At 46.6% G+C, this 12606-nt stretch carries 15 protein-coding genes; 11 read left to right on the top strand and 4 right to left on the bottom strand.

Annotation, left to right across the window (positions count from 1 at the left end):
* Positions 1–2: 2 nt before the first annotated feature.
* Positions 3–446, bottom strand: a complete 444-nt coding sequence (gspG, locus tag WHS43_06490; protein MEJ5339286.1) for a type II secretion system major pseudopilin GspG — start codon at positions 444–446, stop codon at positions 3–5.
* Between the two features lie 109 nt (positions 447–555).
* On the opposite strand from gspG (WHS43_06490), the gene WHS43_06485 reads away from it, so the two are divergent.
* From WHS43_06485 to WHS43_06445, 9 genes are all read left to right on the top strand, one after another.
* The gene (locus WHS43_06485; GenBank protein ID MEJ5339285.1) at positions 556–1557 is read left to right on the top strand and encodes a type II secretion system F family protein; all 1002 of its coding nucleotides are present in this window, start codon (positions 556–558) and stop codon (positions 1555–1557) included.
* A 29-nt stretch (positions 1558–1586) separates the two neighbouring features.
* Positions 1587–1988, top strand: coding sequence for a type II secretion system major pseudopilin GspG (gene gspG, locus WHS43_06480; protein ID MEJ5339284.1), 402 nt, complete (start codon positions 1587–1589; stop codon positions 1986–1988).
* A 69-nt stretch (positions 1989–2057) separates the two neighbouring features.
* On the top strand, positions 2058–2354 hold the full coding sequence (locus WHS43_06475; protein ID MEJ5339283.1) for a type II secretion system protein: 297 nt from the start codon (positions 2058–2060) through the stop codon (positions 2352–2354).
* Positions 2351–2833 (top strand): type II secretion system protein, encoded by a 483-nt coding sequence (locus WHS43_06470; protein ID MEJ5339282.1) that lies wholly within the window; start codon positions 2351–2353, stop codon positions 2831–2833. Before WHS43_06475 ends, WHS43_06470 begins: the two co-directional genes overlap by 4 nt.
* Before the next feature lie 10 nt (positions 2834–2843).
* Complete coding sequence (locus tag WHS43_06465) at positions 2844–3599, top strand: PDZ domain-containing protein (GenBank protein ID MEJ5339281.1); 756 nt, start codon at positions 2844–2846, stop codon at positions 3597–3599.
* Positions 3596–5581 carry a type II secretion system secretin GspD gene (gene gspD / locus WHS43_06460; GenBank protein ID MEJ5339280.1) on the top strand — a complete coding sequence of 662 codons (1986 nt, stop codon included), beginning with the start codon at positions 3596–3598 and terminating at the stop codon, positions 5579–5581. Before WHS43_06465 ends, gspD begins: the two co-directional genes overlap by 4 nt.
* The gene (locus tag WHS43_06455; protein MEJ5339279.1) at positions 5562–6203 is read left to right on the top strand and encodes a hypothetical protein; all 642 of its coding nucleotides are present in this window, start codon (positions 5562–5564) and stop codon (positions 6201–6203) included. The genes gspD and WHS43_06455 overlap by 20 nt, the downstream gene beginning before the upstream one ends.
* A 28-nt stretch (positions 6204–6231) precedes the next feature.
* Positions 6232–6408 (top strand): hypothetical protein, encoded by a 177-nt coding sequence (locus tag WHS43_06450; protein ID MEJ5339278.1) that lies wholly within the window; start codon positions 6232–6234, stop codon positions 6406–6408.
* A complete protein-coding gene (locus tag WHS43_06445) occupies positions 6365–7345 on the top strand; it encodes an RluA family pseudouridine synthase (GenBank protein MEJ5339277.1) in 981 nt (326 codons plus the stop codon). The genes WHS43_06450 and WHS43_06445 overlap by 44 nt, the downstream gene beginning before the upstream one ends.
* On the opposite strand, the gene lpxB is transcribed toward WHS43_06445, so the two are convergent.
* Positions 7307–8413 (bottom strand): lipid-A-disaccharide synthase, encoded by a 1107-nt coding sequence (gene lpxB / locus WHS43_06440; protein ID MEJ5339276.1) that lies wholly within the window; start codon positions 8411–8413, stop codon positions 7307–7309. The genes WHS43_06445 and lpxB overlap by 39 nt on opposite strands.
* Positions 8410–8826, bottom strand: coding sequence for a hypothetical protein (locus tag WHS43_06435; GenBank protein MEJ5339275.1), 417 nt, complete (start codon positions 8824–8826; stop codon positions 8410–8412). The genes lpxB and WHS43_06435 overlap by 4 nt, the downstream gene beginning before the upstream one ends.
* A 173-nt stretch (positions 8827–8999) precedes the next feature.
* Here WHS43_06435 and WHS43_06430 point away from each other — a divergent pair, with 173 nt between their 5' ends.
* Together WHS43_06430 and WHS43_06425 are read left to right on the top strand one after the other, a co-directional pair.
* On the top strand, positions 9000–10271 hold the full coding sequence (locus tag WHS43_06430) for a hypothetical protein (protein ID MEJ5339274.1): 1272 nt from the start codon (positions 9000–9002) through the stop codon (positions 10269–10271).
* The gene (locus tag WHS43_06425; GenBank protein MEJ5339273.1) at positions 10268–11596 is read left to right on the top strand and encodes a GTP-binding protein; all 1329 of its coding nucleotides are present in this window, start codon (positions 10268–10270) and stop codon (positions 11594–11596) included. Before WHS43_06430 ends, WHS43_06425 begins: the two co-directional genes overlap by 4 nt.
* On the opposite strand, the gene WHS43_06420 is transcribed toward WHS43_06425, so the two are convergent.
* A complete protein-coding gene (locus WHS43_06420) occupies positions 11558–12589 on the bottom strand; it encodes a zinc-binding dehydrogenase (protein MEJ5339272.1) in 1032 nt (343 codons plus the stop codon). The two genes, WHS43_06425 and WHS43_06420, sit on opposite strands and share 39 nt — an antisense overlap.
* Positions 12590–12606 lie beyond the last annotated feature (17 nt).

Below are 12606 nucleotides of genomic sequence, written 5' to 3'. Positions count from 1 at the left end.
ACTCAATCTAAATTAGATATATCCTTGCTTTCACCACTACCTCCTTCTTTACCGTCTGCTCCATAGGATATTATTATATAATCCACGCCTTTCTCAATCGCCCGAGGGTCTTCTGGACCATAATAAACATAGGAATGTCCCCATGGATCTAGAGGTAATTTATTTTGCCTTAAATAGGGACCTTTCCATCTATCTACGGGAACGGATTCTGGCCTCTTAATTAGAGCTTCCAATCCCTCTTGAGTACTTGGATACCTGCCCACATCAGCTCTATAAAGGTCCAAAGCAGTAGAAAGCATAGCTATCTGTTGCCTTGCTATTTTTTCTTTCGACTCTGTAAGTTTGCCTACGAGTCTTGGCGCTACCAATGCTGCAAGTAAGCCTATAATAATAACGACTATTAGTATCTCTATCAGTGTGAATCCTAAACTGTTTCGCTTTTCCATGAGTAATAATTATATAGTAACAATGGATGTAATTGACGACATTCTTCAATTTCTAAAGAAACATAGAAGGACAGGAAATACACTTATCGAAAGTTACACGCCACAGGAAATGTCTTATATACTCCTTGAAATATCCATGCTTTTAGCTGGAGGTCTCAACCTTCTGAAAGCCCTAGAAGTAGTCTCCTCAGAGACTGAAAACAGAACTATAAAGCAGGCTCTCCTCAGGGTCAGGGAAGCCATAGAGAAGGGTATGAGCATACACAAGGCTTTCTCTCAGGCAGGCGTATTCCCCCAGTTTTTCCTTGAGATGCTAAAGACCGCAGAGCGGGGGGAAAACCTCCAGCAGGTTCTCAGGATTGCTGGCGAATACCTGCAAAAGACTGCAGAAACAAGGGCAAAGCTCCTGACTGCCCTTGCCTATCCCCTTTTTGTCATATGCGCAAGCTTGCTGGCTGTGCTGGTGGTGGTCAGGGTGGTGGTGCCAAAGATTGCCAGCGTCCTTCAGGGGCTTGGAAAGGAGCTTCCTCTCATCACAAAGGCTCTGGTGCTTTTTGCAGAGGGGCTCTCGTATGGGCTTTACCTTCTGCCTTTCCTTTTGCTCGCCTATGTCTTCCGTCACAAATTTATAAGAAGGGAGGTCTGGGACAGATACCTTCTCGGGCTTCCCCTTTTTGGGAGGCTATCTCTATACTATAACCTTTCTCGCCTTGCGGGCACTATGCTTATGGCACTCTCTTCTGGCATTCCCCTCACAAGGGCAATAAGCCTGAGCGTGGGCAGTCTTTCCAACGCATACCTGAGAAAATCCTTAGAAGGTCTGGAGCTTGAGGTTTCAAGAGGCAGAAGCCTGAGTGCATCTCTGAGAGATAGGGGGGTGCTTCCTGAGACCTTTGTAAACCTTCTTTCAATGGGTGAGCGTAGTGGTGAGCTGGAAAGGAGCCTTCAGATGCTTACAGAGCTATACGAGCGTCAGGCGGAGAGGACCATATCCTTCTGGCTCAGGTTTGCAGAACCCATTGCCATGCTGGTGGTGGGAGCTCTGGTGGCGGTGGTGGTCCTCAGCGTTGTCCTACCCCTTTCGGAGATATCGGCGGGGGTCAGAAGGTAGCACGAGGACAAGTCAGATATAATTTTCCTATGAGACAGAAAGGTTTTACGCTTATAGAGCTTCTGGTGGTTATCATAATCCTCGGCATTCTTGCCGCAATTGTGGTTCCGCGCATTACCGGAAGGGTGGACGAGGCAAAAGTAGAAGCCACAAGGGTTCAGCTAAAGGCAGTAAAGGATGCCCTCGAGCAGTATAAGCTGGACAACGGCTTTTATCCCACCACGGAGCAGGGGCTAAGAGCCCTTGTGGAAAAGCCTGCCACCCCTCCCGTGCCCACCCGCTGGAGGCAGTATCTGGATAAGGTGCCAAAGGATGCATGGGACAGGGATTTTATTTACATGTCTCCGGGCATTGGAAGACCCTTTGAGCTTAGGTCTGTGGGTCCTGACGGAAAAGAAGGCACAGAGGACGACATAGATGTTTGGAAGTAATATACAGATGTTTGAAAGAACAGTGGCAGTGGCAAACCTTGAGAAAAGAATGGATAGAGAGGCTTTTTGATGTTCCAGAGGGTGAAGAAAAGTAAGGGCTTTACCCTACTTGAGCTTATGGTTGCCATCGTGGTCCTTGCGGTGGGCTTTTCTGTGGTCTTTGAGACCATTTCAGGGGCAAGGCTTGATTACGCTCAGGCGCAGGAGCTTGAGAGGGATATGCTGGAACTCAACAACGCCCTGGTGGAGGGAAAAACTGAGGGACTTCAAATAGAGAGGAAAACCCTTGAGGACTACCCGGAGATAGAGGAGGTCTCCTACAAACTGGGTTCTGCACAGATACTTGTCTATCAGCTCAGAAGATGAAAAGGGGCTTTACTCTTCTTGAGGTATTGTTGGTTATTACCCTGATAGGGGTTTTCTTTGGTGTGCTCTCTTACAGCTTCTACTCCTCTGTCAGAAACTCTTACCTTCTTCTTGAATCTGCAGAACTCACAAAGGAAGAAGCTCTTCTCTTCTGGAATCTCCAGAAAAAGCTTGTGGGTGCGGTGGACCTGTATATGAGGAAGGATGCCCTTTTTGTGATAACATCCTCCGGGGACTACTATGAGGGTGTGGTAAAGTGTGCATACCTGTATAAGGATGGCTGGCTCTACTACTATGAGTTTCCATATCCTTATGGGGAAATAACCTTTTATGAAGAGGACAGACTGATAAAGCTGGGGAGATTTGATGAGTTTTCTTTCAGGGTTTATGCCAACGGGCAGTATCTGGAAGAGTTCAGGGGCATTCCCCAGTGGGTGGAGGTAAGGTTGGGGGGCAGAAGTTTAAAGCTAAGTTTATAATATCTTCCCGATGCTGACGATTTATCCAGCCCTACTGTTTTCCTTTGGTGTGCTTTTGCTCCTTTATACATTCTTATTAAATGGTATAAAACTCACCCCACCACAGCTCCACAGGGAGGAGGTTCAGCCTCAGACTCTTTTTGCAAAGTTTGATAGCCTTTATCCAAAAGAAGAGAAGAAAGAAGAAGAAAAAATGCCCTCAATAACCCTTCTTGCCACCGCCACCGGCTCAGCCCGCCTTGCCCTTGCGGTGGTGGATGGGCAGACAAAAACCCTCCGCATAGGCTCTCAGGTGGGTGGCTACAGGGTTGTAAATATAGAGAGGAACTATCTTTTGCTCTCAAAGGGTGAGCAGAAGGTGGCTATTGGCTTCAGGTTTGGTCCAGAGCCCCTTCCTCAGGCGTCTGCACCATCCCCCACCCTCCCCTCCCCACAGGCTTCAAGAAGCCTTCAGGCAAGCATTCCAAAGGGAGAACTTGAACGCATAACCGCTGACCCGGGAATAATGTTTCGGATGATAAGGCTTGTGCCCTTTGTGCAGGATGGTAGGACAAGGGGCTTTCTCTTTGAGTGGGTGGAGCCGGGAAGCGTTTTTGAAAGGTCTGGAATAAGACCCGGGGATGTGCTCCTTTCCATAAACAACCAGGAAATAAAGAGCGGTGAGGACGCCTTCAGGATTCTTCAGGTGCTACGCAACGAAAGCAGTATAAAATTGAACCTGCAGAGAGGAAATGAACTCATAGACCTTTCCCTGAGGGTGGAATGATGAGAAGGTTTGTGGCTTTTCTTTTGCTGATATTTCTGTTGGCGCCTGCCGGCAGGGCTCAGGATGCAGAGCAGTTGCAAAAACAGGCTCAGGAGCAGAAAAGGACTGGGAGGGTCTTCCTTAACTTCAACAACGCTGACATATCCCTTGTGGTCAAGTTCATGTCAGAGCTCACGGGCAAAAACATAGTGCTCGACCCCAATGTGAAGGGTAATATTACCATTAGCTCCGCAAAGCCTGTAAGCCTCCAGCAGGCATGGGAGCTCTTTGTCATATCTCTCACCCTTCAGGGCTATGGAGTGGTGGAGGACAGAAATTTCGTTCGCATAGTTCCTATTGCTCAGGCAGTCCCCCTTGCAGAACCCAGAAAGCCCACAACGGGTGCGGACATAGTGATATACCTATTTACCGCAGAGAACACACAGGCGGTTCAGCTCCAGCAGGCTATTCAGCCTTTCCTTTCTCCCTTTGCCAAGATAGGCATCCATCCCCAGTCCAACACCATAATAATCGCCGACATAGCAAGGAACATAGAAAAGATAAAGGGGATTCTCAGAGAGCTTGACTCTCCCCAGAAGACCCTGAGGGTAAAGCTATATCCCCTGCAGAGGGCAAAGGCTGAGAACGTGCTTCAGAGCGTGCAGGGTGTTATAACTGCCCTTCAACAGCAGACAGGAGTTCCGGGCATAGCCACCATAAGCAAGGATGCCAACGCCATTATAGTGGTTGCCCGCGAGGATGTGCAGGCAGTGGTGGAGGAGGTCATAAAGACCATAGACCAGTCCACGCAGGTCATCGAAGACAGGAGCTTTTATGTTCTGCCCCTAAAGTTCATCTCCGCAGAGGAGCTTCAGAGGAGCCTCCAGAGCCTTCTGTCCGGTGTAAGTCCGGCGGTGGCACAGCCATCCCCCGCACCCCAGCCCCAGCCTCAGGAGATAAGAGGTCTTGAAACTCCCCTGAGAAGGGAGCAAACCCAACAACCCAGACAGCCCCAGCCCATACCTGCCATACAAACAAAAGAAGGACTGCGTATAGGCTTTGACAGAGGAACGAATTCAGTGCTTATTTACGCCACCCCTCAGGAGTTTGAAGGGCTCAAGTCGCTGATTGAAAGGCTTGATGTCCGCAGAAGGCAGGTGCTTATCGCCGCCTCTGTTGTAGAGATGTCCACAAGCAGAGCTCTTGAGCTGGGTGTTCGCTGGCAGGCAATAGGCTCAAAGGGTGGCGGTGGCTTTGGTGTTGGGAGCGTTCAGGACCTCTACAGCTCCATACTTGCGGGGAACTTCGTTCTGGGCTTTATCAACAACGTGGGAAGGACCATCACCATAGGAGGGTCCACCCTCTTTTTCCCTGACCTTGTGCTCCTCTTTTCTCTTCTTGAGAAGGGCTCGGGCTTTAACCTCATCTCAAACCCCAAGGTGCTGACCCTTGATAACCAGACTGCTGAGATAAAGGTAGGTCAGGTGGTGCCCTTCGCATCGGGCGTTAAGTTTGACATAAACGGACAGCCTGTCATAACCTATGACTATAAAGAGGTGGGGCTTGACCTCAAAATCACCCCCACCATAGCGGAGAACAACCTCAGGCTTATGATAGGGCTTCAGGTGCAGGAAATTGTGGACTTTATAAGACCTCAGGTGGGTCAGCTAAGCTATGCGGTGCCGGTAACATCCAACAGGCAGGTAAACTCCGACGTGGTGGTGGAAAACGGTCAGACCATAATAATAGGTGGGCTTGTAAGCACAAGGAGTATAAACAGTCAGGAGGGAGTGCCTGGGCTCAAGGATGTCCCCCTTTTTGGAAGACTTTTTAGGAGAGACTCGCAGACAGAAGACAAGGTCTCTCTCTTTATATTCCTGACTCCCTATGTGGTGGAGAGCCCAGAGGAACTCAGCAAGATAACCGAGGAACATCAGAAAATTGCTGAAGAACTTAGAAGGCTTATGGAGAGCCAGAGAAAGAATGAAAAGACCAGGCCCTAAATCCTTCCTGCTCTATGTTATTCTCGTCTTTGTCTTCTTTGTTCTCCTGACCTTTCTTACTTTTCCAAAGTTTCTCTTTCTTGACAAAAAGCTATCAGAAAGTGGTCTGTATCTCACTGCAAACAGCGTGCATGAGGGTTATCTGAACTTGAACCTCAGAGGCGTGAACATCTACGACCAGACATCAAGGCTTTTGCGCTTTGACGCGTTAAACATATCCGCTGGTTTTTTAAAGCTGAACTTCTACGGTTTATGCGAAGGAAAGACACTGAAAGGGGAATTGTCTCCATGGGCAATCAAGCTAAGAGCTCAGGATTTTACGTGTTTCTCTAGTGCTGATAGCACCACTGCAGACATAACCCTCAGAGAGGGTATATACGGCACTCTCCTTATGAACGGTTTAAAACTTCAGGATGCGAAGCTAGACCAGCTTTCCCTTGAAATGAGGGGGAGAGTTTTCACCGCAAGGGCTAAATTTATGGGTTTTGAACTTGTGGGTGATGGGCAAATAGTTTATAAACCTTCAGACCCGCTAAAATCCCAGATAAACGGTCGTGTATCAGGTGGGGGTATGAGCCTCACCATATCCGGCACCCTTGAAAGACTTCAGCTAAGGCAGTAGAATTTATACTGTGTCAGATAGTGCCAAGATGCAGGTAAAAATTCTCATAAATGGCAAGGAAGTCAGACTCAAAGATTTTCCAAAGAGGGTCCTTTACAACCTTCTCCTTGGCTACGTAAACAGCCTGAACCTTGAGGAACAACCAGAGGAAATACAGGTTTATGTCAGACTTTCAGAAGAAAATTCAGGAAAGCCTGAGCTTTGAAGTTCAGGAAGAGCAGGAAGGACTCAGGCTTGACCAGTTTCTGGCACAGGTATATCCAGAGCTTTCAAGGAGCTACCTTCAGAGGCTGGTAGAAGAGGGCTATGTTTTCCTTGATGGGAGGGAGGTCAGAAAGCCCTCAAAGAAACTGAAACCACAACAGAATATCACCCTTCATATCCCAGAACCTGAGCCTCTTGAAGTTTTGCCAGAAGACATCCCTCTGGAAATAGTTTATGAAGATGAGCACCTACTAGTTCTCATAAAGCCCTGTGGGCTCGTGGTGCACCCTTCTCCGGGCTATACTTCCGGAACTCTTGTGAACGCCCTTCTGTATCATGTAAAGGAGCTTTCCTCCATAGGAGGCGTGGAAAGGCCCGGCATAGTTCATCGCCTTGACAGGAATACAATGGGGCTCATGGTGGTGGCAAAGACGGACACGGCACACAGAAGGCTGGCAGAGCAGTTCAAGGAAAGAAGGGTTGAAAAGCTATACAGGGCAATAGTGAAAGGTCTTCCAGACTGGGACTACAGGTTCGTAGAAGCACCCATAGGCAGGCATGAAGCAGACAGGAAGAAGTTTTCCATAAAAGATGATGGAAAGCCAGCAAAGAGTGAAATCTGGGTTCTGGAGAGGTTCTTCCGTCAGGGTATAAGCCTGCTGAAGGTGAAGATTCACACTGGCAGGACTCACCAGATAAGAGTTCACCTCTCATCTCTGGGCTTTCCCGTCCTTGGTGATACCACCTACGGTTTCAGGAGAAACTCTGTGGACAGAAGAGTCCTTCAGGCAATGGGCGATTGCCATATGCTTCTGAGCTACCACCTTTCCTTTGAACACCCCGCCACTGGAGAGAAAATGAGCTTTCAGATAGAGGACCAAGAGCCTTTCAAAAGCACCTTAGCCCTCGTAAAGAAGCTGGAGGAGGAGGTTTCTTAGCCTGTGGATGGCTCCCTCACCGCCCAGCAACTCTCTGAGCCTTTTAAATTCTTCCCTCATTGAGCTTCTCAGCCCCCCATCTCTTAGATAATCCTGTGCAACTCTGCAGAGCTCTGAAGGACTCTTCTGCACAAGCTCAGGCACCACTTCCTTCTGTAGTATGAGGTTGGTAAGAGCTATATTCCTAACCCTAACCAGGAGTCTCCCCAAAAAATAGGTGATGGGGTTTACCCTGTAAAAGACTACGTGGGGAGAAGAGAGAAGACTTGCTTCGAGCTCTGCAGTTCCGCTGGCAAGGAGGGTAAGCTCTGCATAAGCCATGGCGTTGTAAGAGGGCTTTTCCATATCCCGCTGAGTTATTACCTTTACGGAATAGTCTTTGAACTCTTCTGTAAGGTAAGCCCTGAAGTTTTGAAAGGTGGGTATGAGTATAGGCATCTGGGGTCTGAGACAGCGGAGAACCTCTTTCAGGCATGGTGTGTGCCTTCTTATCTCACTCCAGCGGCTGCCCGGCAGGAGAGCAATGTAGCTTTCAGAGCCTGCAAAGGACTTTACCTCCACTTCTTTCAGGCTTGGCTTTGCCATGTCCACGAGGGGGTGACCTACAAAGTGCACCCTGAATCCATCCCTCCGATATTTTTTGTAAAAGTCCACCTCAAAGGGAAGGATGACCACCAGGTGGTCCACAAGCTCTGAAATAAGTCTTGCTCTCCCTTCCTTCCACGCCCAGACCTGTGGGGAAATAAAGTAGATTATCTTCTTAACCTTTCCCCTTGCCCTTTTTAGAAGTGGAAGGTTAAAAGCTGGAGCATCGCACAGAATAAGGGCATCCATCTGTGGAAGTATGTTTTCTATTCTCTTCCAGAGACTCAGGACCTGAGGGATTTTTGGCAGTGCTTCCACTATACCCACCACTGAAAGGTCCTCTATACGGGCAATGCTCTTGAAGCCTATGGCTTCCAGCCTTTCATCCGTTATGCCCGTGAAGTGTATACCCTCTACATCCCTGAATATCTCATACACGTAGTTGCTGGCTGACCTCTCACCAATAGATACAAAAACATTCATTCAGACTGGGCAAACACGCTGAAGATGCCTTCTCCCTTCTTTTCAATCCTTACCCTAATACCCTCAAGCTCCATAAATAAGGCATGAGAGAGTTCCACTCTGCCGGAGCTCCAGATGTTCACATATCTCTCCGAATAACATCCCTCTAAAGAATTTCTGAAAGTAGCCTTCAGATAAGCCCCGTCGTGATGCTCCATGACTTCTGTAAAAACCACCTCCATGTAGTTGTTTTCTTCCACCGCCAGCCTCCAGAGCTCCTCCAGCTCCGGTGCCTCCAGCTCAAGCCTTACGCCAAACTCAAGGTCTTCTGGGTCAACTTCCTCAATCAGGCTCTTTAGCCTGCTTTTCAGCTCACCACATAGATTTTCAAGCCTCTCAAGAGCCACCTGCCTGTAGCTTTCCTGTATGGGCATTTAAATATTATAATATAAACATTTTAAAGGTCAATTATCTAAAGAAAATTATTTATACAAATATTTTGAATTTACTATATAATACAAGGTTTAGGTCCTATAATCAAAAATTATTGACATTACATACATAATTATGTATACTTCAATTCACAAAATTCCAGGAGGTAAAAAGCATGGTTACTAGAAGACAGCTTTTGGTGACAGCAGGTTTCAGCGGTGCCTATCTCTTACTCAGTATTAACGCTGTATCATGTGGGGGCAATGGAGGCGGAAAACTTCCAGTTTTTGCATTAAGGGGAGATGGTAAAGTTGTAGTTATTGACCCAGATATTGATGAAATCATAAGAGTCATAGAAACTAATGGTGCTGGTGGCACGTTGGGTTCTGTATCAAAGGATAGTAAGTTTTTATATGTAGCAAACAATTCACCTAGCAATAGAACCGTCAGTATTATAGATACAGAAAGACTTCAATTAATTTCAAACGTGGAAACAGGCAACAGACCAAAACATCCTGTTGTGTCCCCGGACGGAGCTTTAGTTGCTGTAAATCACTCTGGTCTGGACGGTAATGCTACGAGGGTAGTCTTTATAAGAACTTCCGATAATAGGATTGTGAGAACTGTAGACCTACCAGTTCAAAATACGACTCATACTGGCGATTTTACAATGCATGGTTCCTGGTCACCAGACGGTGCAGTATACGCTATCGGCAACTACGCAGATAATAAGTTTTATCTTATCAGCAGAAATGGGGATGTTCTTGCAGAGGTTAACGTAGCAGGAAATCCACACTACTTTGACTGGAGAGGAAAGGAGCTCTGGGTCACTGTTGAGTTTAACGAGCCTAAGGTTACAACGTCTGTCCCCTATGTATATATTTTCAACGTAACGAATTATGCATCACCATCTCTGTTAACCATACTTGCTCCATCCTTAAGTCCACCAGAGACAGAAAATATCCAGAGGATAGAGGGACATCATGGCAATTTTACAAACGATGGAAAGCTATTTATTCTGTGCAATAGAGGGGCAAGTCCCTTTGAAGGTACAACAATAGCTATATATGACTCCGATACGAGACTGGAACTTGCGAAAATAAACTCGGCTGTAAAAGGTGTGGGACATGCTTACGTGACACCGAATAACAGGTATGCTGTTATAACACAGTATGGAGATACTAAGTTTGAGGTTATTGATTTGAATCAGAGGAGAACAGTTAAAGTTGTGGATACTGGTGTTGGCAGGCACATGGGGCATGCTGTTTTTGTTGGAAACAAAATGTATATAACGAACAGATTGGCTGACAGCGTATTTGTAGTAGATACAATTAACTGGGAAATAATCAAAAGGATTCAGACTGCTGCATCTGGACAGGCTCAGGGGCAGGTGGTGAGAGACTTTTATCAAGTATTTGAAAGGGTAGCGAGAGCCTTCTTAATATGAATGCTTCTGCCTTCTTAGTAACAGGGTTTTTAGGTAGTGGTAAAACCACATTCATACTTAACAGTTTATTGGCTCAGTATAAGGACAGAAAACCTGCTATCATAGTAAACGACTTTGGGGATGTTAGTTACGACAGGATAAGATTCTATCTGGAAAGCCTCCCAGTAATGGGGATTGAGGGTAAGTGTTTTTGTTGTGATGGTTCTGGAGAGCTACTTGAAGCTCTGTATAGAGTAAGAAATACTGCGGAGGCACTCATAATTGAAACATCTGGGCTTTCTGACCCTTTCCCTGTTATGGAAGCTATGGAGTTATCGGGCTTTAATTCCTACATAGTTATATGTGTGGTACCTGCAGATAATTGGTGCGATTTACGAAACGAGCCCGTATTTACAGCACAGCTTCAGTATGCAGACTGCATAGTTATAACTAAATGTGATACGGTAACTAACAGGGAACTAAAAGAGCTCATGGAAGCTCTTGACGAAAAACCAGCTTTCCTGTGCTGCGAGGGTGTAGTGGAAGACAACTTTTTTAACTTTGTTGAAGCAATACCCATGAGAAGAACCGATAAATTCAAGAATAGGCTGTCAGAAAGTGCCAGAAATAGGTTTTCTCAGACAACATTATACCTGAGCGGATATTATTCCATGTACGATATTGAGGTTTTTTTGAATAAACTCCCAAGAAATGTAATAAGGGCTAAAGGTTTCCTCAAGGTAGTTGAAAGTCCGTTTCCTGTAGGCATAAACTGGACCAGAAATCATATGAGTTGGAGTGCTGTAGAATACGTTTCACAGAACTTTATAACCTTTATAGGATACGGTAGCCTTTTACTACCACCCTTTCCCGAGAAAAAGGATCTGGATTGGCAAAAAATGCTCCCCCTAGGGGAGTTTGACAGAAGATACGGCATAGCCTACCTGGATGGAAATCCTGTTCCAGAAATTACTGCGGTTGAGTGGTTGATTACACAAGATCTGAGCGATTCTGTGCTGATTACCTCAAGTTGTAGTTTAGAATGTCCGATTAACTTCAAATCCTCTCTAATAGTTCAGCTTAACTTTGAGGATATATATAGTCTGGTAAATTTATTGAAAAATATTAATACAGAAAATATCATTTTATGGGATATACCAGATGGCTTTGCCTCTTACATCATAAAGAAATTGCCAGATAAAACTGTGTTTCACGTGGGTAGGTACTTCGTTCTTTCAAAAGCGAAAATCTCACTCAGAATAGATGCCGCTCGTGTAAACGCCTTAAAGGCTATAATTAGGAACCCATCACTCCACTCTCAGCACCACCTTTCCAAAGTGCTTTGACTCCTCCAAGTATCTGTGGGCCTCCTGAGACTCCTCAAGCTTAAAAACCCTGCTAACAACGGGCTTTAAAAGACCCCTTTCAAAGAGCTCCGTTATTTTAAAAAGGTCAGCCCTTGGTCCCATGTATACTCCGAGAAGCTCAATCTCCCTGACAAAGATATGTCTTATATCTATACGAGCCTCTGAGCCGGTAGTGGTTCCAAAAAAGACAAGCCTTCCACCCCTTCTGAGGCACTCCACGCTCTTCCAGAAGGTCTTGCTCCCCACGTGGTCCATAACTATGTCCACACCTTCTTTGAAGAGCTCCCTGACCCTTCTGACCACATCCTCTTCATAGTGATTTATGACCACATCCGCTCCAAGCTCTCTGCACCTTCTTGCCTTCTCCTCTGAGCCTGCGGTGGCTATAACAAAGGCACCAAAGAGCTTTGCAAGCTGGATGCCCGCCACCCCCACGCCAGAAGAGCCTCCCCATATTAAAACTCTGTGGTAAGGCTTTATCCGTGCCTTGTTCACAAAGGCATTCCAAACAGTGAGGAATGTAAGGGGATAAGAGCTTGCCTCCTCAAAGCTCAGGTTTGAGGGCTTTTTTATCACATTCCTTGCAGGCACGCTCACATACTGGGCGTAGCCTCCTCTGGACTTCAGACCAAGAATGTCGTAGTGCCTGCAGTGGTTGTCGTGCCCTGACTGGCACTCGTAACACACCCCACAGGAAAGACCTGGAGCCACTACCACCTCATCCCCCTCCTTTATGTCCCTTACGAGGCTTCCCACCTTTTCCACCACACCGCTCACATCAGAGCCGAGTATGTGCGGAAGCTCTGGCTTCACCGCAAGGGCTCCAGTTCTGACCCATATGTCAAGGTGATTGAGGGCTACAGCCTCTACCCTTATGAGGACTTCATCTTCCCTTATATGTGGTTCTGGAAAATCCTCAACATATTTAAGATTTTCATGACCCCCAAAGTTTTCAATTATAACTGCACGCATGTGCTTTATTATAATGC

Source organism: Aquificaceae bacterium, assembly GCA_037481935.1.
Classification (GTDB): Bacteria; Aquificota; Aquificia; order Aquificales; family Aquificaceae; genus Pampinifervens.
This window is presented reverse-complemented; position numbering and strand designations above follow the sequence as displayed.

What these genes read in the sequence shown, in the direction of transcription:
- WHS43_06485 (MEJ5339285.1), top strand. Translation starts at nt 556, where the DNA reads ATGTCTTATATACTCCTTGAAATATCCATGCTTTTAGCTGGAGGTCTC.
- WHS43_06445 (MEJ5339277.1), top strand. Translation starts at nt 6,365, where the DNA reads ATGTCAGACTTTCAGAAGAAAATTCAGGAAAGCCTGAGCTTTGAAGTT.
- WHS43_06465 (MEJ5339281.1), top strand. Translation starts at nt 2,844, where the DNA reads ATGCTGACGATTTATCCAGCCCTACTGTTTTCCTTTGGTGTGCTTTTG.
- WHS43_06470 (MEJ5339282.1), top strand. Translation starts at nt 2,351, where the DNA reads ATGAAAAGGGGCTTTACTCTTCTTGAGGTATTGTTGGTTATTACCCTG.
- WHS43_06455 (MEJ5339279.1), top strand. Translation starts at nt 5,562, where the DNA reads ATGAAAAGACCAGGCCCTAAATCCTTCCTGCTCTATGTTATTCTCGTC.
- gspD (MEJ5339280.1), top strand. Translation starts at nt 3,596, where the DNA reads ATGATGAGAAGGTTTGTGGCTTTTCTTTTGCTGATATTTCTGTTGGCG.
- lpxB (MEJ5339276.1), bottom strand. Translation starts at nt 8,413, where the DNA reads ATGAATGTTTTTGTATCTATTGGTGAGAGGTCAGCCAGCAACTACGTG.
- WHS43_06450 (MEJ5339278.1), top strand. Translation starts at nt 6,232, where the DNA reads ATGCAGGTAAAAATTCTCATAAATGGCAAGGAAGTCAGACTCAAAGAT.
- WHS43_06425 (MEJ5339273.1), top strand. Translation starts at nt 10,268, where the DNA reads ATGAATGCTTCTGCCTTCTTAGTAACAGGGTTTTTAGGTAGTGGTAAA.
- WHS43_06420 (MEJ5339272.1), bottom strand. Translation starts at nt 12,589, where the DNA reads ATGCGTGCAGTTATAATTGAAAACTTTGGGGGTCATGAAAATCTTAAA.
- gspG (MEJ5339284.1), top strand. Translation starts at nt 1,587, where the DNA reads ATGAGACAGAAAGGTTTTACGCTTATAGAGCTTCTGGTGGTTATCATA.
- gspG (MEJ5339286.1), bottom strand. Translation starts at nt 446, where the DNA reads ATGGAAAAGCGAAACAGTTTAGGATTCACACTGATAGAGATACTAATA.
- WHS43_06435 (MEJ5339275.1), bottom strand. Translation starts at nt 8,826, where the DNA reads ATGCCCATACAGGAAAGCTACAGGCAGGTGGCTCTTGAGAGGCTTGAA.
- WHS43_06475 (MEJ5339283.1), top strand. Translation starts at nt 2,058, where the DNA reads ATGTTCCAGAGGGTGAAGAAAAGTAAGGGCTTTACCCTACTTGAGCTT.
- WHS43_06430 (MEJ5339274.1), top strand. Translation starts at nt 9,000, where the DNA reads ATGGTTACTAGAAGACAGCTTTTGGTGACAGCAGGTTTCAGCGGTGCC.